General features: G+C 71.5%; 17 protein-coding genes. 16 read left to right on the forward strand and 1 reads right to left on the reverse strand.

What is annotated here, in order from left to right:
* Window positions 1-118: 118 nt before the first annotated feature.
* Window positions 119-1,132: a LacI family DNA-binding transcriptional regulator gene (locus IH50_RS0102315; RefSeq protein ID WP_037871803.1), complete on the forward strand. Its 1,014-nt coding sequence runs from the start codon at window positions 119-121 to the stop codon at window positions 1,130-1,132.
* Between the two features lie 69 nt (window positions 1,133-1,201).
* On the forward strand, window positions 1,202-2,245 hold the full coding sequence (locus tag IH50_RS0102320) for a LacI family DNA-binding transcriptional regulator (protein ID WP_030856619.1): 1,044 nt from the start codon (window positions 1,202-1,204) through the stop codon (window positions 2,243-2,245).
* Window positions 2,246-2,510: 265 nt separating this feature from the next.
* On the opposite strand, the gene IH50_RS0102325 is transcribed toward IH50_RS0102320, so the two are convergent.
* A complete protein-coding gene (locus IH50_RS0102325; protein ID WP_030856621.1) occupies window positions 2,511-3,443 on the reverse strand; it encodes a LysR family transcriptional regulator in 933 nt (310 codons plus the stop codon).
* A 127-nt stretch (window positions 3,444-3,570) separates the two neighbouring features.
* Here IH50_RS0102325 and IH50_RS0102330 point away from each other — a divergent pair, with 127 nt between their 5' ends.
* The 14 genes from IH50_RS0102330 (at window position 3,571) to IH50_RS0102395 (ending at window position 17,104) form a co-directional block, all read left to right on the forward strand.
* The gene (locus IH50_RS0102330) at window positions 3,571-4,572 is read left to right on the forward strand and encodes a fumarylacetoacetate hydrolase family protein (RefSeq protein WP_030856623.1); all 1,002 of its coding nucleotides are present in this window, start codon (window positions 3,571-3,573) and stop codon (window positions 4,570-4,572) included.
* On the forward strand, window positions 4,569-5,531 hold the full coding sequence (locus IH50_RS0102335; protein WP_030856626.1) for a cyclase family protein: 963 nt from the start codon (window positions 4,569-4,571) through the stop codon (window positions 5,529-5,531). Before IH50_RS0102330 ends, IH50_RS0102335 begins: the two co-directional genes overlap by 4 nt.
* A gap of 23 nt (window positions 5,532-5,554) precedes the next feature.
* Window positions 5,555-6,685, forward strand: coding sequence for an FAD-dependent oxidoreductase (locus IH50_RS0102340; protein ID WP_030856628.1), 1,131 nt, complete (start codon window positions 5,555-5,557; stop codon window positions 6,683-6,685).
* A 5-nt stretch (window positions 6,686-6,690) separates the two neighbouring features.
* Entirely contained in the window at window positions 6,691-7,689 is a 999-nt protein-coding gene (locus tag IH50_RS0102345; RefSeq protein WP_030856630.1) for an amidohydrolase family protein, read from the forward strand.
* A gap of 4 nt (window positions 7,690-7,693) precedes the next feature.
* Window positions 7,694-8,626 (forward strand): VOC family protein, encoded by a 933-nt coding sequence (locus IH50_RS0102350; protein WP_030856633.1) that lies wholly within the window; start codon window positions 7,694-7,696, stop codon window positions 8,624-8,626.
* A 136-nt stretch (window positions 8,627-8,762) separates the two neighbouring features.
* A complete protein-coding gene (locus IH50_RS0102355; protein ID WP_030856635.1) occupies window positions 8,763-9,830 on the forward strand; it encodes an MBL fold metallo-hydrolase in 1,068 nt (355 codons plus the stop codon).
* A gap of 23 nt (window positions 9,831-9,853) precedes the next feature.
* A complete protein-coding gene (locus tag IH50_RS0102360) occupies window positions 9,854-10,825 on the forward strand; it encodes a fumarylacetoacetate hydrolase family protein (protein WP_030856637.1) in 972 nt (323 codons plus the stop codon).
* Entirely contained in the window at window positions 10,822-11,574 is a 753-nt protein-coding gene (locus IH50_RS0102365) for an SDR family NAD(P)-dependent oxidoreductase (RefSeq protein WP_030856639.1), read from the forward strand. Before IH50_RS0102360 ends, IH50_RS0102365 begins: the two co-directional genes overlap by 4 nt.
* Complete coding sequence (locus tag IH50_RS0102370; RefSeq protein ID WP_030856641.1) at window positions 11,571-12,368, forward strand: SDR family NAD(P)-dependent oxidoreductase; 798 nt, start codon at window positions 11,571-11,573, stop codon at window positions 12,366-12,368. Before IH50_RS0102365 ends, IH50_RS0102370 begins: the two co-directional genes overlap by 4 nt.
* Window positions 12,365-13,120, forward strand: a complete 756-nt coding sequence (locus tag IH50_RS0102375) for a CoA transferase subunit A (protein ID WP_030856643.1) — start codon at window positions 12,365-12,367, stop codon at window positions 13,118-13,120. Before IH50_RS0102370 ends, IH50_RS0102375 begins: the two co-directional genes overlap by 4 nt.
* A complete protein-coding gene (locus tag IH50_RS0102380; protein ID WP_030856645.1) occupies window positions 13,117-13,767 on the forward strand; it encodes a CoA transferase subunit B in 651 nt (216 codons plus the stop codon). Before IH50_RS0102375 ends, IH50_RS0102380 begins: the two co-directional genes overlap by 4 nt.
* Window positions 13,768-13,922: 155 nt before the next feature.
* The gene (locus tag IH50_RS0102385; protein WP_030856647.1) at window positions 13,923-15,137 is read left to right on the forward strand and encodes an FAD-dependent monooxygenase; all 1,215 of its coding nucleotides are present in this window, start codon (window positions 13,923-13,925) and stop codon (window positions 15,135-15,137) included.
* Between the two features lie 23 nt (window positions 15,138-15,160).
* Entirely contained in the window at window positions 15,161-16,201 is a 1,041-nt protein-coding gene (locus tag IH50_RS0102390; protein ID WP_030856649.1) for a cupin domain-containing protein, read from the forward strand.
* A gap of 36 nt (window positions 16,202-16,237) precedes the next feature.
* Window positions 16,238-17,104, forward strand: coding sequence for a fumarylacetoacetate hydrolase family protein (locus IH50_RS0102395; RefSeq protein WP_030856651.1), 867 nt, complete (start codon window positions 16,238-16,240; stop codon window positions 17,102-17,104).
* The last annotated feature ends 63 nt before the right edge of the window (window positions 17,105-17,167 follow it).

The following is a 17,167-nucleotide window of genomic DNA, read 5'->3' on the forward strand; positions in this document are numbered from 1 at the left end:
TGATGAGTGAAGGGCTTGACTGATGGCAGGGAGTAGCGTGTAGACCGTTATACCTACGACTACTCACTCCGGGACGTGGACCATGGACGGGGCTTCCGCAGCCAAGCCAAACAAGCGCGTGACCATCACCGATGTCGCCCGGCACGCCGGGGTGTCCACGGCCGCCGTCTCCAAGGTGATGCGCAATGCCTACGGCGTGAGCGAAGCCATGCGGGAGAAGGTCCAGGCGGCCATCGCCGACCTGGGGTACCGTCCGCACGCCGCGGCACGCGGGATGCGCGGCCGGACCTACACCATCGGCGTACTGCTGGACAACGTGCGCAACGCGTTCTTCGCCGACATCCTCGACGGCATCCGGGACGAACTGCGCCACACTGACTACACGGTGCTGATCGGCGCGGCCGGCTTCGACCCCGAGGAACAGGCCAGGACCATCCGTTCCCTGGTGGACCGGCAGATGGACGGACTGATCCTCATCGCCCCGGGCACGCCACGCGCGGAGGTGTTGGACACGGCCGCTTCGACGCCGACCGTGGTCATCGGGCACCACGACGCCTCGGACGCCTACGACTCGGTCGTCGACGCCGACGACCTCGGCGCCGGTCTGGTGGTGGATCATCTGGTCTCGCTCGGCCACCGTGACATCGCCCTGGTCTCGGCTCCGGGCACCCGGGCCAACAAGTGGAAGCGCACACCGGAGGCCGTACTGAGCGAGGGCTATCTGCACGCGATGCAACGGCACGGACTCGACCGGTTCGCGCGGGTCCACCACACCGCCTACTCCGACGACGGCGGCTTCAAAGCGGGCATGACACTGCTGACGGCCGACCGCCCGCCGACCGCCGTGATGACCGGTGCAGACGTCGCGGCACTGGGCGTCTACCGCGCCGCACACGAACTCGGCCTGCGCATCCCCCAGGACCTGTCGCTCGTCGGCTACAACAACACCGCGCTCGCCGCCCTGGCACCCGTGCAACTCACCAGCGTGGACCAGGCGGGACACACCATGGGCTCCGCCGCCGCCCGCATGCTCGTCGAGCGCGTCGAAAGCCGAAGGGACAGACCCATGCAGACCACGATGACCCCACGTCTGGTGGTGCGCTCCACCACCGGCGCACCGCAAGGGCGCTAGGCCGTGGACCGGCGGCCGGCTGCCGCGCCCACGGCTCACCGCGAACGTAGCTCCGGCGGAGCAACGGCGGTGGCCGGACCTGTCGGCCGCCCACGTCCCCGGGTCGGTATCAAGGACGTGGCGCGGCAGGCAGGCGTCTCGCTCGGTACCGTCTCCAACGTCCTCAACCGGCCCGAGATCGTGTCCGAGGGAACGCGCTCGCGCGTCCTGGAAGTGATCGACTCCCTCGGCTACGTCCGGGCCGAGGGCGCCCGGCAGTTGCGCGGATGGGCCTCCCGGGTGATCGCCGTCATGGTGCTCGACATGGCGAACCCGTTCTTCACTGCGCTCGCCTCCGGGGTGGAACAGGCCGCCCGCGAGGCGGACCTCGGCGTCATGGTCTGCACGGGCGCCCACGATCCGGCGGAGGCGGCACGTCACCTGTCGCTGATCACTTCGCACCAGGTTCGCGGTGCCGTGCTGGTCTCCGGTGAAGGAGTCGGGCGCACCGTCGCGGCCTTCCGCCGCAACGCCGTGCCCTTCGTCGTGGCCGACCAGTACGCGCCCCAGCCCGCGGCGTGCTCCGTCGGGATCGACGACGTGGCGGGCGGACGGGCCGCGGTACGGCACCTGGTCGAGCGGGGCCACCGCTCCCTCGCCTATGTCAGCGGACCCGACCGACTCCAGCAGGTACGGGACCGTCGCCGAGGCGCGCTGGCCGCGATCTGCGAGGCCGGCCTGCCGTCCACCGCGCTCAGGGAACTGCCCTGCGACGCCCTCACCGTGACGGCCGGGAAGGACGCCGGGCACCGCATCCTCGGCCTGTCCGAGCGGCCCACCGCCGTCTTCTGCGCAAACGACCTGCTCGCCCTCGGTGTCCTGCAGGCCCTGTACGAGGCCGGCCTCGGAGTGCCGGACGACATCGCGGTGGTCGGGTACGACGACATCGAGTTCGCCGCGTCGGCCGTGGTGCCGCTCACCTCGGTACGACGACCGGCATCCGCCATGGGACGGCAGGCCGGCCGCCTGCTCATCGAGGACACGGCCCACGGAATTGGGCACGCGCACAGCCACGTCGTGCTGCAACCCGAACTGGTCGTACGCCGGTCGACGATGGCGGCTCCTGCGCGCTGACCAGGTCGGCTCGGGGCCGTGGGGAACGTATGTGGGACCGATGACGGGTACGGCATGGAAAATGAGCACGGCGAAACTCCGGCCGGCGGTACGGGAGGGGCGACCGCGGAGATGATGATCATCTCCGGCTGTCGGAGAGAGACGTCGAGCGAGAACGCACCGACGGGATCCGTCCGAGCATGCGTCCTGCCGGGCGGCCCTGCCCACCCCCACCGTCATTCACGTTACGGATGGATTCCATCCGTAACGTGAATACGTCCTCCGTTCACGGGCGGGGGCGCTCACCCCCGGGATCGTCGGCCATCCGCCTGCCGACCCGGGCGGCAGTCTCGCGCAGCCAGATGTGGGCCGCGTCGTGGGTGTGTACCGGGTGCCACCACAACGCCTCCCTCAGCGGCACGGCCTCGTAGGGTGGCTCCACCACGCGCACGGCGGCGAGCGGGGCGAGGAGCCGGGCGAGGCGTGCCTGGATCAGGGCGATGCGCCGGGTTCCGCTGACCAGCAGTGGCATGATCTGGAAGCTGTCGACGGAGACCTCGACGCGGGGCTCGATGCCCAGCATGCCGAGCTGGCGCACGGCCGGGGCGTCGTAGGTGCGCTGGTAGGTGACCCAGGGCAGCCGGGCCAGGTCTTCCCGGGTCAGCCGTTCGTCGACGCTCGGGTGGTCGTCGGCGACGAGGAAGACCCAGCGGTCCTGGTAGAGGTCGGTGGCGGGGAAGTCGCTGATGACGCCGTGCGGCATGAGCAGACCGTCGGTGGTGCTCAGCAGGGTGTCCGTGGCATCCACCACGGTGGTCGGCGTCTGCGCGAAACGCAGCCGGATACCGGGGGCCTCCCGGTGCACGACCCGGGCGAGTTCGGCACCGAAGACGGCGACCGCGTAGTCGGACGCCACGAGCTTGAACTCACGGCTCTCCTTGGCCGGGTCGAAGTCCGCCTGGCTGGCGAAGAGACGTTCCAGCAAGTCATAGGCGGTGGACGCGCGGTCGAGGAGGACCTGTCCGAGGGCGGTGAGTTCGTAGTGGCCGCCGACCCGGGCCAGCAGGTCGTCGTCGAAGTGCCGGCGCAGCCGGGACAGGGCCGCGCTCATCGCCGGCTGGCTGAGGCCGACGCGCTGTCCGGCGCGGGTGACGTTGCGCTCTTCGAGGAGAGCGCGCAGGGCGACGACGAGGTTGAGGTCCAGGCGGCTGAGATTCACGGCGACTTTTCTCGTTGTTCGGCGATGACCTGCGGAAATTTGACTTATGGATGACTGTCATCCATGGAATCTATTTCCCTGATCGCGGGTGGCGAGTCCAGATTAGTGCCATCGCAATCAGGAGGACATGTCCGTGAAACCTGAAGCCGCGTCCGCCCTCTTCGCCGGACCCTTCGCCCTCGCCACCCTTTCGGCCCTCGACGGGGCCGCCTTCCCCGCTCTCGTCACCTCCGACGCCCAGGTGATCGACCTGCGAGACGCCCTGGACGACGCCGACCTGAGCGCGCGAGACCTCCTGAACGACTGGGAGGCGGTGCTGCCCCGGTTGACGGCCCTGGCCGGCGACAGCGCGCCACGACGCGCGCCGCTGGCGGACTTCCGGGTGCACGCACCGGTCGAGCCGCGCCAGGTGTTCCAGTCCGGCGCCAACTACCGGCAGCACGTCATCGACCTGCACGTCGCGCACCGGGCCCCGGGCGACGACCGGCCGGAGGAAGAGCGGCGCGCGGAGGCCGCGGAGATCATGGACCGGCGGGCGGCCGAGGACCTGCCGTACGTGTTCATCGGTCTGCCGAGCGCGATCACCGGGCCGTACGACGACGTCGCGCTGCCCGCGTGGGCCGAGAAGCCCGACTGGGAACTGGAACTGGCCGCGGTGATCGGCCGCCCGGCCTACCAGGTGTCCGTCGAGGAAGCCCTGGACCACGTCGCGGGCTACACGATCGCCAACGACCTGACCGACCGAGCCACGGTCTTCCGCCGGGACATGCCGCAGATCGGCAGCGACTGGCTGCGCAGCAAGAATGCCCCCGGCTTCACGCCGCTCGGCCCCTGGATCGTGCCCGCCGCCTCGGTCGGGGACACGGGCGACTTGCGGCTGACGCTGAAGCTGAACGGCGAGACCATGCAGGACGAGTCGACCAAGGACATGATCTTCGACGTGGCGCGGATGGTCTCCTACGCCTCGCAGAGCGCCCGCCTCCTGCCCGGTGACCTGGTGCTCACCGGCTCACCCGCCGGCAACGGCATGCACTGGGGCCGGCTGCTGCGCGACGGCGACGTCATGGACGCCTCCATCACCGGACTCGGCGCCCAGCGCACCCGCTGCGTGGCGGAGGTGACCGAGTGACCCTGGACCGCACCGACCCCGAGGGCTCGATCGCACAGACCGCGAAGGCGTACTCCAACTGGAACCGCTGGGGCGAGGACGACGTGCTCGGCACCCTCAACTTCCTCGACGAGGCCAAGCGCCGCGAAGGTGCCGCACTGATCCGGCGGGGTGTCAGCTTCTCCCTCTCGCAGCGGTTCGACATCGACGGCCCGCAGAAGGGCTGGCGGCGTCGCACCAACCCGGTGCACACCATGCTGGACACCGGCACCGACGCCGCCCTCGGCAACCAGGGCCTGCCGCACGGCATCGGCGGCGCCGACGACGTCATCGCCATGCCGCTGCAGTGCTCCACCCAGTGGGACGGGCTCGGCCACATCTTCGACCACGGCAAGGCGTGGAACGGCCGCCCGGCCGAGCAGGTCGTCACCTCCGACGGCGACCAGGTCACCGGCATCGAGCACATGGCCCCGCACGTCGCCGGACGCGGAGTGCTCCTGGACGTGGGCCGCAGCATCGGCGAGGACGGGGAACTGCCGGACGGCTTCGCGATCACCGAGGAGCACCTGACCGCCACCGCCGAGGCCCAGGGCGTCACGGTCGGCCGCGGTGACCTGGTGCTGGTGCGCACGGGGCAGCTCGCCCGGGTCCGCCGCGAGGGCTGGGGCGACTACGCCGGCGGACCCGCGCCCGGCCTGTCGTTCACCACAGCGGGCTGGCTGCACGGCACCGAGATCGCCGCGATCGCCACCGACACCTGGGGCTTCGAGGTCCGCCCTAACGAGTTCGAGCACGCCTTCCAGCCGCTGCACCAGGTCGCCATCCCCCACCTCGGCCTGCTGATCGGCGAGATGTGGGACCTGGACGCGCTCGCCGAGGACTGCGCGACCGACGGCGAGTACGCCTTCTGGCTCACCGCCGCGCCCCTGCCCATCACCGGGGCCGTCGGCTCCCCCGTCAACCCGATCGCCGTCAAGTAGTCCAAGGAACAAGGGAGTTCCCCATGAGCGAAGCCCGTAAAGTCCTGGTGATCGGCGGAGGCGCGGCCGGCAACGCCGCCACGATCCTCCTGCGTCGCGCCGGCCTCACCGTGGACCTGGTCGAGGCCAAGGACGACTGGAACGCCACCGCCGGCTCCGGCATCACCCTCCAGGGCAACGCCCTGCGCGTCCTGCGCGAACTCGGCGTCTGGGAGCAGGTGAAGGCATCCGGTTTTGGCTTCGGCTCGGTCGGCATCACCGCCCCCGACGGCACCGTCCTGCACGCCCAGGACGACCTGCGCACCGGCGGCGACGACCTGCCCGCCACCGTCGGCATGCAGCGCCCCCAGCTCCAGCAGATCCTCATCGACGCCGTACGCGCCAGCGGCGCCACCATCCGCCTCGGCACCACCGCCGAGATCCTGGGCCAGGACGCCGACGGGGTCTCCGTCCGGTTCTCCGACGGCTCCAAGCACCGTTACGACCTGGTGGTCGCCGCCGACGGCCTCGGCTCCTCGACCCGTTCCGCGATCGGCATCACGGACAAGCCCGAACCGACCGGCATGGCCATCTGGCGCATCGCCGCACCGCGCCCGGCGGGCGTCACCCGTACCGACCTCGCCTACGGCGGCCCCGCGTACATCGCCGGCTACTGCCCCACCAGCGAGACCACCCTGTACGCGTACGTCGTCGAGGCCAACCGCGACCGCGCCTCCATACCGCCCGAGTCGTATGCCGACGAGATGCGACGTTTGGCCTCCGCGTATGGCGGCCACTGGCCGGAGATCACCGAGCACATCACCGACCCCGCCGCGGTCAACTACACCTGGTTCGACCGGATGCTGGTCGAGGGCTCCTGGCACCGGGGCCGGGTGGTGCTCGTCGGCGACGCCGCGCACTGCTGCCCGCCCACTCTCGCCCAGGGAGCCGCGCTGTCCCTGGAGGACGCCTGGGTGCTCGCGCAGATGCTGACCGGGTCCGACGCGTGGGACGACGTCCTGTTCCGGGCGTACTACGAGCGGCGGATCGCCCGCGTCCGCCCGGTCGTGGAGGCGTCCGTGCGGATCGGGCAGTGGCAGCTCGACGGGGTGCGCGACGCCGACGTGCCCGGCCTGATGGGCCGCACCATGACCATGCTCCGGGAGCTGCCGTGACCGCCGTGAACACGCCCACCGTGGACGTGCACGCCCACGTCCTGCTGCCCGAGGTCGAGGCACTCGTCGCCGGTCTGCCCGGCCACGCCGAGGCCCGGGAGCTGGACGCCCGCCGCAACGGTCCCGCCGCCCTCGCCGTCAGCGGCCCCATGGTGCGTGAGCGCATCCCGAGGCTGACCGACCCTGCCGTGCGCCTGGCCGCGATGGACGACCAGGGCGTGGACGTGCAGCTGGTCAGCCCCTCCCCCTCGCACTACCACTACTGGGCCGACGAGGACACCGCCGAGAAGCTGTACCGGCTCGCCAACGAGGCGACGGCCGCGCACTGTTCGGCCGCCCCCGAGCGGCTGCGCGGGCTCGGGCTGGCCCCGCTCCAGCATCCGGAGCAGGCGGTCCGAGCCCTGGACCACGCCCTGGACCAGGGCCTGGCCGGGGTGGAGATCTCCAGCCACGCCCCCGGCCGGGAACTGTCCGACCCGGCCTACGAGCCCTTCTGGGTCCGGGCCGGGGAAACCGGCGCGCTCGTCTTCCTGCATCCCTTCGGCTGCACCCTGGACGAGCGGCTGGACCGGTGGTACCTGTCCAACACGGTCGGACAGCCCACCGAGAACGCCGTCGCGCTGTCCCACCTGATCTTCTCGGGGGTGCTCGACCGCCACCCGGAGCTGACGCTGATCGCCGCGCACGGCGGCGGCTACCTGCCCACCCACATCGGCCGCTCCGACCACGCCTGGTCGGCCCGCTCCGACGCGGGCGCCGGCTGCGCCCACCTGCCCAGCAGCTATCTCAAGCGCCTGTACTTCGACTCCCTCGTCCACGACCCGCACGTCCTGCGCGAACTGGTGCGCGTCGCCGGCGCCGACCGGGTCCTGCTCGGCTCCGACTTCCCCTTCGACATGGGCACCGAGGACCCCGTGGCCGCCCTGCGCGCCGCACAGCTGTCCGAGACCGACTTCGACGCCGTACGGGGCGGCAACGCCGCCGCCCTCCTCCGGAAGGACTGACACCATGCGCCTGCTCACCCACCTGCGGCACGTCGACCTCGCCGTGCCCGACTACGACAAGCAGCTCGACTTCTACGCCGGCGTCTGGGGCCTGACCAAGGTCGCCGAGGACTCCGGCATCTCCTTCCTGGCCGCCGAGGGCTCCCCGGAGCAGTACGTCGTCCGGCTGCGCAAGGCCGAGGAGAAGCGCCTCGACCTCGTCTCCTACGGCGCCGCGTCCCCCGCGGACGTCGACACCCTCGCCGAGCGACTGCTCGCGGGCGGCGTGCAGCTGATCTCCCAGCCGGGCAAGGTCGACACCCCCGGCGGCGGCTACGGCTTCCGCTTCTTCGACGTCGACGGCCGCACCATCGAGGTCTCCGCCGACGTCGAGGTGCGGCAGCACCGCAAGATCGAGGAGAAGGAGTCCATCCCGGTCAAGCTCTCCCACGTCGTCCTCAACTCCCCGGACCTGAACCGCACCCGCGAGTGGTACGAGCGCCACCTCGGCTTCGCCCTCTCCGACACGCTCAGCTCGCCGCACATGGGCGAGGTCATGCACTTCATGCGGATCAGCAGCCAGCACCACTCGATGGCCATCGCCCAGGGCCCGCACACCGCCCTGCACCACATCTCCTTCGAGATGCGCGGCATCGACGAGTACATGCGCGGCTCGGGCCGGGTCATCCGGGCCGGCTTCAAGAAGATCTGGGGGCCGGGCCGGCACATGGCCGGGGACAACACGTTCACGTACTTCCTCGACCCGCACGGCAACACCGTCGAGTACACCACCGAGCTGGAGTGCCTCGACGAGGACACCTGGCACCCCCACGTCTACGACTTCTCCCAGCCCGAGGTCACCGACCAGTGGGGCACCGCCAACCCCATGAACGAACTCGTCGCGAAGGAGTCCTTCAACGACCCCGACCGCGGCGTGTTCGTCGCCCCGCCGGTCTGATCCCGCGCCCCGCGCCCCGGGGACGCAGCGGCGGTGTCCACGCCCTGACTCGCGCCGCCGCGCCCCCGGCCCCGCTCGCCCCCCTTCCTCACCCCCCACGGCTCCCGCATCGACGACGATCGAAGGAACCGCCCCGATGACCCCTCGCACGACCCCACTGTCCCGTCGCGGCCTGCTGGCCGGCGGCGCGGCCGCCACCGCGCTCGTCGTCACCCCGCAGGCCGCCGCCGCGCCCCGCGCCGAGCCGCGGGACAAGTCCCGGCCGGGCAAGGGCACCGTCGTGCACCTGCTGGGCACGGCGGGCGGACCCCCGCCGTACGGTGAACGCATGGGCATCGCCTCCGCGGTGACCGTCGGCACCGACACCTACCTGGTGGACTGCGGCCGGGGTGCCGTGACCCAGTACCTGCGGGCGGGACTGTCGATGCCGTCGCTCAAGGGGATCTTCCTCACCCACCTGCACGCCGACCACATCGTCGACTACTTCGACTTCCCGCTGCTGTGCGCCGGCGTCATGCCGCCCCAGCCCGGACTCGGCGGCACCGTGCGCGTGTGGGGGCCGGGGCCGAGCGACACGGTCACCGCAGGCCCCGTCACCCCCGAACAGCCCGCGCCCGGCATCGTCGAGACCACCCGGCGCGCGAACGCCACCTTCGCCGCCTCCACCAACGCCTTCGTCGCCGAGGGCTTCGGCATCGACCCCGTCTCCATGCTCGACGTGACCGAGCTGGCGGCGCGGCCCGGCACGGTGGTGACCGTCCTGGACACGCCCGCGCTGAAGGTGACGGCGACCAGGGTCCCGCACGGCAACATGTCCCCCGCGTACGCCTACCGGTTCGACACCGCGGACGGCTCCGTCGTCTTCTCCGGCGACACCAGCCGCAGTGACGACCTCATCGCCCTGGCCCGCGGCTGCGACCTGCTGGTCCACGAGGCCGTCGACGCCGCGTGGTTCGAGGAGACCGGCCTGCCCGCCACCGTCGTCGAGCACATGCGCGAGGTCCATACCGACATCGCCGAGGTGGGCGGGATCGCCGCCGCCGCGGGGGCGCGTCAGGTAGTCCTCAGCCACCTCGCGCCGGCCGACCCGACCCAGTTCCCCGACCGCGAGTGGGCCGCGGCGGCCCGCGCCTCCGCCCGGGCGGCCGGTTACCGGGGTCGCCTCACCGTGGGCCACGACCTCATGCGCATCCCACTCACCTGATCACACTCCGCTGGAGCCGCACCATGCGTTTCGCCGCATACGAACACCACCATCGCCGCCGGGTGGCGGTAGCGGAAGAGGACGGCACCCTCTTCCCCCTGCCCGGCGTCACCTCGCTCACCGCACTGATCCAGCAGACCGACGGGCTCCCCGGGCTGCTCGCCGCCGGCGCCGCGGCCCTGGACGTCCCCCCGGGCCCGCATGTCTCACAGGTCCGGTTGCTGCCTCCGCTGCAGCCCGCGTCTGTGCGGGACTTCGTGACCTTCGAGGAGCACGTGGAGGGGGTGCGCCGGTCCGTGGAGGGCACCGGCGGCGTCCCCGAGCAGTGGTACGCGGCCCCGACCTTCTACTTCACCAATCCGCACGCGGTCTACGGGCCCGAGGACGGCATCCCCGTGCCTCCCGGTTCGGCCGTGCTCGACTTCGAACTCGAAGTGGGCGCCGTGGTCGGCCGGGAGGGCCGCGACCTCACCCCCGAACAGGCCCGCGACCACATCGTCGGCTACACCGTTTTCAACGACTGGTCCGCGCGCGACCTCCAGGGCGCGGAGATGAGGGTTGGCCTCGGTCCGTGCAAGGGCAAGGACACCGCCACCACCCTCGGCCCGTACCTGGTCACCGCCGACGAGCTGGAGCCGTATCGGGACGCCGACGGCTTCCTGCGCCTGGCCCTGACCGCCGAGGTCAACGGGGAGACGGTCGGCGAGGACCTGCTGTCCAACATGAGCTGGACGTTCGACGAGATGACCGCCTACGCCTCCCGCGGCACCCGCGTCGTCCCCGGCGACGTCCTGGGCTCCGGCACCTGCGGCAACGGCGGCTGCCTGGCCGAACTCTGGGGCCGACGCGGCGAGCAGACCCCGCCGCCGCTGAAACCCGGGGACACCGTCACCCTCACCGTAGAAGGGCTTGGCACCCTCACCAACACGGTCGTCCCCGGCGTCGATCCCGTCCCGCTCCCCGCCGGTCGGCGCCGGTCCCGGGAGCGGCCGTGAGCGACCTGCACCCCAAGAGGCTGCTCGGCAAGGTCGTCGTCGTCACCGGCGCGGCCCGCGGGCAGGGCGCCGCCGAGGCCGAGCTGCTCACCCGGGAGGGCGCCCGCGTCATCGCCACCGACGCCACCGAAGCGCCGGGCTGCCGGCGCCTGGACGTCACCCGCGAGCAGGACTGGGCCGCACTCGCCGCCGAGCTGCGGGAGTCGTACGGGCACGTGCACGGCCTGGTCAACAACGCCGGCATCACCTGGCGGGCCCGCCTCGGCGACGTACGCCCCGAAGACATGGCCCGCGTCCACGCGGTCAACGTCACCGGCCCGCTCCTCGGCATCCAGCACCTGGCTCCCCTCATGCCGCCGGGCTCCTCGGTCGTCAACGTCGGCTCCTCGGCGGCCCTCACCGCGCACTACCCGGTCGCCTACACGACCAGCAAGTGGGCGCTGCGCGGCCTGTCGAAGACGGCTGCCCTGGAGCTGGGCCCGCGCGGCATCCGCGTCAACACGATCCACCCCGGCTACATCGAGACGGAGATGACTGCCTCCGCCGCGCCCGCCTTCCGCGAGGCCAACATCAGGGAGACTCCGCTCGGTCGCACCGGTTCCGTCGGCGAGGTGGCGCCGCTGGTCGTGTTCCTGCTGTCCGACGACGCGTCGTTCATCAGTGGCGCGGAGATCCCGGTGGATGGCGGCATGACCGCGCACGGCGGCGTCAAGTCCGTCTCCGACGCCCTGCGGGAGGGGGCGCCGTGAGGCGGCTGGACGGCAAGGTGGCGCTGATCTCGGGGACCGCGCGCGGTCAGGGCCGGGCCGCCGCGCTGCGGTTCGCCGCCGAGGGCGCGCTCGTCGTCGGCGGCGACCTGCGCCACGAGGAGGCACTAGAGACCCAGCGGCTGGTCGCCCGCGAGGGCGGCACCTCCCTCACCCCCGGCCCGCTCGACGTCACCGACGAGGAGGCCGTCCGGGCCTGGGCCGAGGAGGCGGTGGACGCGTTCGGCGGCATCGACATCGTGTACGCCAACGCGGGCGCCGTGCGCTTCGGCGCGATCGACAGCCAGCCGTACGAGGACTTCGCGTTCACGATGCGCGCCGAGCTGGACTCGGTGTGGTTGACCGTGCGGGCGGCCTGGCCGCACCTGGTGCGCAGCCGCGGCTGTGTCCTGACCGTCGGCTCGACCGCGGGACTGACCGGTTCCCTCACCAACCACCGGACGGCCCATTCGGCGTCGAAGGGCGCCGTCATCGCGCTCACCCGCCAACTCGCCGCCGAGGGAGCACCGCACGGCGTCCGCGTGAACTGCGTGAGCCCCGGGATGATCGACACCGAGGGCTCGCGCGACAACCTGCTCGCCGACGAGCACCCGATGAACGACATCTCCCGTCACATCCCGCTCGGGCGGCTGGGCCACCCCGACGACGTCGTCAACGCGGCCGTCTTCCTGGCCTCCGACGAGGCCGCCTACATCACCGGCGCCAACCTCGTCGTGGACGGCGGCTGGTCCACCGTCCTGCCCGGCGCCCCGATCCGAAAGGCAATCCGTACGTGAACAAGGTCCGCGCCGGCGCCGCCGAGGCGGTCGCCGATATCCCCGACGGCGCCTCGCTCGCCGTCGGCGGCTTCGGCCTCAGCGGCGTCCCCGAAGTCCTGATCCGCGCCCTGTACGAGCGGGGCACGACCGGTCTGGAGGTCGTCTCCAACAACTGCGGCGTCGACGGCCGCGGTCTCGGGGTCCTGCTCTCTGCCGGCCGCATCGCCCGCGTCACCGGCTCCTACGTCGGCGAGAACAAGGAGTTCGCCCGCCAGTACCTCAGCGGGGAGCTCGAGGTCGAGCTGACCCCGCAGGGCACGCTCGCCGAACGGCTGCGCGCCGGTGGCGCGGGCATCCCCGCCTTCTACACCCCGGCCGGCGTCGGCACTCAGGTCGCGAACGGCGGGCTGCCGTGGCGCTACGCGCCCGACGGCACCGTGGCCGTCGCTTCCCCACGCAAGGAGACTCGCGACTTCGCCGGCCGCCCGTACGTCCTGGAGCACGGCATCACCACCGACTTCGCCCTGGTACGGGCGTGGCGCGGCGACCACCAGGGCAATCTCGTCTTCCGTCGGGCCGCCGCCAACTTCAACCCCCTCGCCGCCATGGCCGGCCGCGTCACCGTCGCCGAGGTCGAGGAACTCGTCGAACCGGGCGCGCTCCGACCCGATGAGATCCACGTGCCCGGGATCTACGTTCAGCGGATCGTGGCGCTCACCCCGGGCCAGGCCGCCGACAAGCCCATAGAGAAGAGGACCGTACGCCCATGAGCTGGACCCGCGAGCAGATGGCCGCCCGCGCCGCCGCCGAACTCACCGACGGCTCCTACGTCAACCTGGGCATCGGCCTGCCCACCCTGATCCCCGGACACCTCCCGCCCGGCGTCCGCGTCGTCCTCCACTCCGAGAACGGCATCCTCGGCACCGGCCCCTACCCCACCGAGGACGAAGTCGACCCCGACCTGATCAACGCCGGCAAGGAAACGGTCACCGTCCTGCCCGGCGCATCCTTCTTCGACTCCGCGCTCTCCTTCGGCATGATCCGAGGCGGCCACATCGACACCGCCGTTCTCGGCGCCATGCAGGTATCCGCACGCGGCGACCTCGCCAACTGGATGATCCCCGGCAAGATGGTCAAGGGCATGGGCGGTGCCATGGACCTCGTCCACGGTGCCCGCCGCGTCATCGTCCTCATGGAACACACCGCCAAGGACGGCACCCCCAAGATCGTCGACGAGTGCACCCTCCCCCTCACCGGCGAGCAGTGCGTCCACCGGATCATCACCGACCTCGGCGTCCTCGATGTCACCCCCCAGGGCCTCGCCCTGGTCGAAACCGCACCCGGCGTCACCGTCGAGGACATCACCGCCCGCACCGGCACCGCCCTGGAGGTGGACAGCGTCTCCGCCGCGTGCTGACCGGCGGCCGAGAGACTTCGTCCACGAACCATTGACACGGGGGAAACACTCTCGGAATATAGTCCGTACACCAATGATTTGTGTACGGACCATCGGAGGCCGGGTCTGACCGCCTCCGCTCCCGATGTCCTCCCGAGCTGACTTTTGGAGGCCAGATGCCCGTCCTCACCTCTCCACTCCACATCGCCGTAGTCGGAGGCGGTATCGGCGGACTGGCCGCCGCGCTGGCGACCGCCCGCGCCGGCCATCGCGTGACGCTCGTGGAGCGGGCCGCCCGCTTCGGCGAGATCGGGGCCGGCCTGCAGCTCGCCCCGAACGCCTCCCTCGCCCTCGACGAACTCGGCGTACTGCCGGCCGTCCGGGCATCCGCGGTAGCCCCGCCCCGGCTGGTCATGATGGACGCCTTGACCGGCGACGAGGTCACCTCTCTCGATCTGCGCAGCTCGGCCTACACCGACCGTTTCGCGCACCCGTACCTGGTCACCCACCGCACCGACCTGCATGCCGCACTGCTGACCGCCTGTCAGGAGCACCCCGCCGTCACCCTGTGCACGGGACACACCGTCGTCGAGGCCGACCAGGACGGATCCGGGGTACACCTACACTTCGCGGAGGGCCACGTCCCGCTGACCGCCGACGCGGTCGTCGCCGCGGACGGACTGCACTCCCGGCTGCGCCAGGTACTGGTCGGTGACGGGGAACCGGTCTGTTCGCGCTACGTCGCGTTCCGCGGGGCCCTGCCCACCGGGAGGATGACCGGCCGGATGTCCCAGCACGCCGCCTCGGAAGCGGTGATGGTGTGGGCCGGGCCGCGCATGCACCTGGTGCAGTACCCCGTACGCCGCGGCGAGCTGTACAACCAGGTCGCCGTGTTCGAGAGCGACCACTACACGCCGGATTCCGACGACTGGGGCACCGAGGCCGAGCTGGAGGAGCGCTTCGCCGGCGCCTGCGAGGCCGTGCGCGACGCCTTGCCGCTCGTCTCCCGCGACCGTCGCTGGCCGCTGTACGACCGCGCTCCGATCAGCACCTGGGTGCACGGGCGGATCGTGCTTCTCGGAGACGCCGCCCACCCCATGCTCCAGTACCTCGCGCAGGGCGCCTGCCAGGCGCTGGAGGACGCCGTGGCGCTCGGCCAGGCCCTCGGCCAGAGCGCGGACCCCGCCGAAGCCTTCGCCGCATACGCGGACCGGCGTCGGGAACGGGCGACGCTCATCCAGACCAACGCCCGTCGCTTCGGCGAGATCTGCCACCTCGAAGGCATGGGAGCCACCCTTCGCAACATGCTTCTCTCGTCGCGCGGCCCCGAGGCGTTCGACGACATCTCCTGGGTGTGGACCCCCACCCCCGCACCTGCCCCCGCCCTGTGATCCGACTCGCGTAGGAGGACACCATGACAACCGACGAACTCGCCTACAAGGCCCTGGAGGGCCTGGGAGCCGCCCCGCTGTGGCGCTTCTACGGCAACCTGTTCCCCGCCCAGCCCAAGAGCCGCGCCGTCCCCTACCGCTGGAACTGGCGCGAACTCCGCCCGCATCTCCTGCACTTCTCCGAGGTCCTGTCCCTGGAGGAGGCCGAACGACGGGTCCTCATGCTCGTCAACCCCGGCCTCACCGACCCCCCGGCCACGGTCAACACCCTCTACGCGGGCCTGCAGATCATCCTGCCCGGCGAGACCGCACAGGCCCACCGGCACACCTCCAACGCCTTCCGCTTCATCCTCGAAGGCGACGGAGCCTGGACCACGGTCAACGGCGAGCGGGTCTTCATGGCCCCCGGCGACCTCCTGCTCACCCCCGGCTGGCACTGGCACGACCACACCCACGAGGGCGACGCGCCGATGATCTGGCTCGACGCACTTGACTACCCCCTGGTCAACGCCCTGGAAGCCGGCTTCTACGAGCAGTACCCGCAGCGACTCCAGCCCGTGACCAAGCCCGACGACGCCGGAAGCCGCCAGTTCCTGCACGGCCGGCTCACCCCCGCCTGGCTCACCCAGGACGGACCCAACTCCCCCGTCACCCGCTACACCTGGCAGGAGACCGGGCGCGCCCTGGACGCCATCGCCGACACAGCCGACGGCAGCGACGTCGACGGCGTCGTCCTGGAGTACACCAACCCCTGGACCGGCGGCCCGGTCATGCCCACCATCGGCTGCCGCATCCAGCGGCTCCGCCCCGGCTTCCAAGGAGCCGGCCGCCGCCACACGGCCTCGACCATCTTCAACGTCGTCCGCGGCGAAGGCGCCACGATCGTCGACGGCGAACGGCTGGAGTGGTCCGAGCACGACACCTTCGCCGTCCCCGGCTGGGCCTCCTACCGCCACGTCAACACCTCGGCCTCCGCGGACGCCGTCCTCTTCTCCTACAGCGACGAGCCCGTCATGCGCTCCCTCGGCCTCTACCGCACCGAAGACGCCGACCCCGGCGCCTGACCCGTCCGCCCACCCGACACCCACAAGGAGGCCACCATGCGTCTGGCCCTGTTCAACAAGGGACGCCTCGGTCTCGTCGACGGCGACGACCTCGTCGACGTGACCGACCAGCTCGCCGGAGCCGACACCGCCGGCCCCGTCGGCGCGCTCCAGCGGTACATCGAGACGACCGCCGACGGGGAGACGGCCCGGTTCAACCTCGCCGGCCGGCCCCGGATCCCGCTGGCCGAAGCGGCCCTGGAAGCACCGCTCCCCCGCCCCGGGAAGATCGTCGGCGCGCCGGTCAACTACCTCGACCACAAGGCCGAGATGAAGTACACCACCTCGGTCGCGGACCTCGGCGTCTTCCTCAAGGCGAACTCCTCCGTCATCGGCCCGGGCGAGGACATCCTCCTCCCCTACTCCGACAAGCGCACCGACCAGGAAGGCGAACTGGGCGTCGTCATCGGCCGCACCGCCTCGCACGTGAGCGCGGACGAAGCCCTGGACCACGTCTTCGGCTACACCTGCGTCCTGGACATCACCGTCCGCTCCGGCGAAGACCGCTCCACCCGCAAGTCCTTCGACACGTTTACCCCTCTCGGCCCCTGGATCGTGACCGCCGACGAGATCCCGGACCCGGACACCCTCGACCTGCGCTGCGACGTCGGTGGCACCACCCGGCAGCGCACCAACACCGCGGACCTCATCTTCGGCGTCCGTGAACTGATCGCCTACACCTCCTCCGTCATGACCCTGCACCCGGGCGACGTGATCGCGACCGGCACCCCGGCCGGAGTGGGACCGCTCAGCCACGGGGACCGTGTGGTCCTGGAGATCGAGAAGGTCGGCCGACTGGAGGTCGGCGTCGACGGCTCCGGTGCCACTCCCTACGACCAGCGACCCGGCCGCCGCAGCCACTGACCGCACGCTTACCGCCAGGTGGTGCCAGCACTCGTAGACTCCCCACACCGGCCATCTTCCCGG

It is taken from the genome of Streptomyces sp. NRRL S-37 (assembly GCF_000721605.1).
Taxonomy (GTDB): Bacteria; Actinomycetota; Actinomycetes; order Streptomycetales; family Streptomycetaceae; genus Streptomyces.

Excerpts from the sequence above, each read along its gene's own strand:
- IH50_RS0102390 (WP_030856649.1), top strand. The coding sequence starts at position 15,161 with ATGACAACCGACGAACTCGCCTACAAGGCCCTGGAGGGCCTGGGAGCC.
- IH50_RS0102360 (WP_030856637.1), top strand. The coding sequence starts at position 9,854 with ATGCGTTTCGCCGCATACGAACACCACCATCGCCGCCGGGTGGCGGTA.
- IH50_RS0102355 (WP_030856635.1), top strand. The coding sequence starts at position 8,763 with ATGACCCCTCGCACGACCCCACTGTCCCGTCGCGGCCTGCTGGCCGGC.
- IH50_RS0102380 (WP_030856645.1), top strand. The coding sequence starts at position 13,117 with ATGAGCTGGACCCGCGAGCAGATGGCCGCCCGCGCCGCCGCCGAACTC.
- IH50_RS0102350 (WP_030856633.1), top strand. The coding sequence starts at position 7,694 with ATGCGCCTGCTCACCCACCTGCGGCACGTCGACCTCGCCGTGCCCGAC.
- IH50_RS0102340 (WP_030856628.1), top strand. The coding sequence starts at position 5,555 with ATGAGCGAAGCCCGTAAAGTCCTGGTGATCGGCGGAGGCGCGGCCGGC.
- IH50_RS0102385 (WP_030856647.1), top strand. The coding sequence starts at position 13,923 with ATGCCCGTCCTCACCTCTCCACTCCACATCGCCGTAGTCGGAGGCGGT.
- IH50_RS0102330 (WP_030856623.1), top strand. The coding sequence starts at position 3,571 with ATGTCCGTGAAACCTGAAGCCGCGTCCGCCCTCTTCGCCGGACCCTTC.
- IH50_RS0102395 (WP_030856651.1), top strand. The coding sequence starts at position 16,238 with ATGCGTCTGGCCCTGTTCAACAAGGGACGCCTCGGTCTCGTCGACGGC.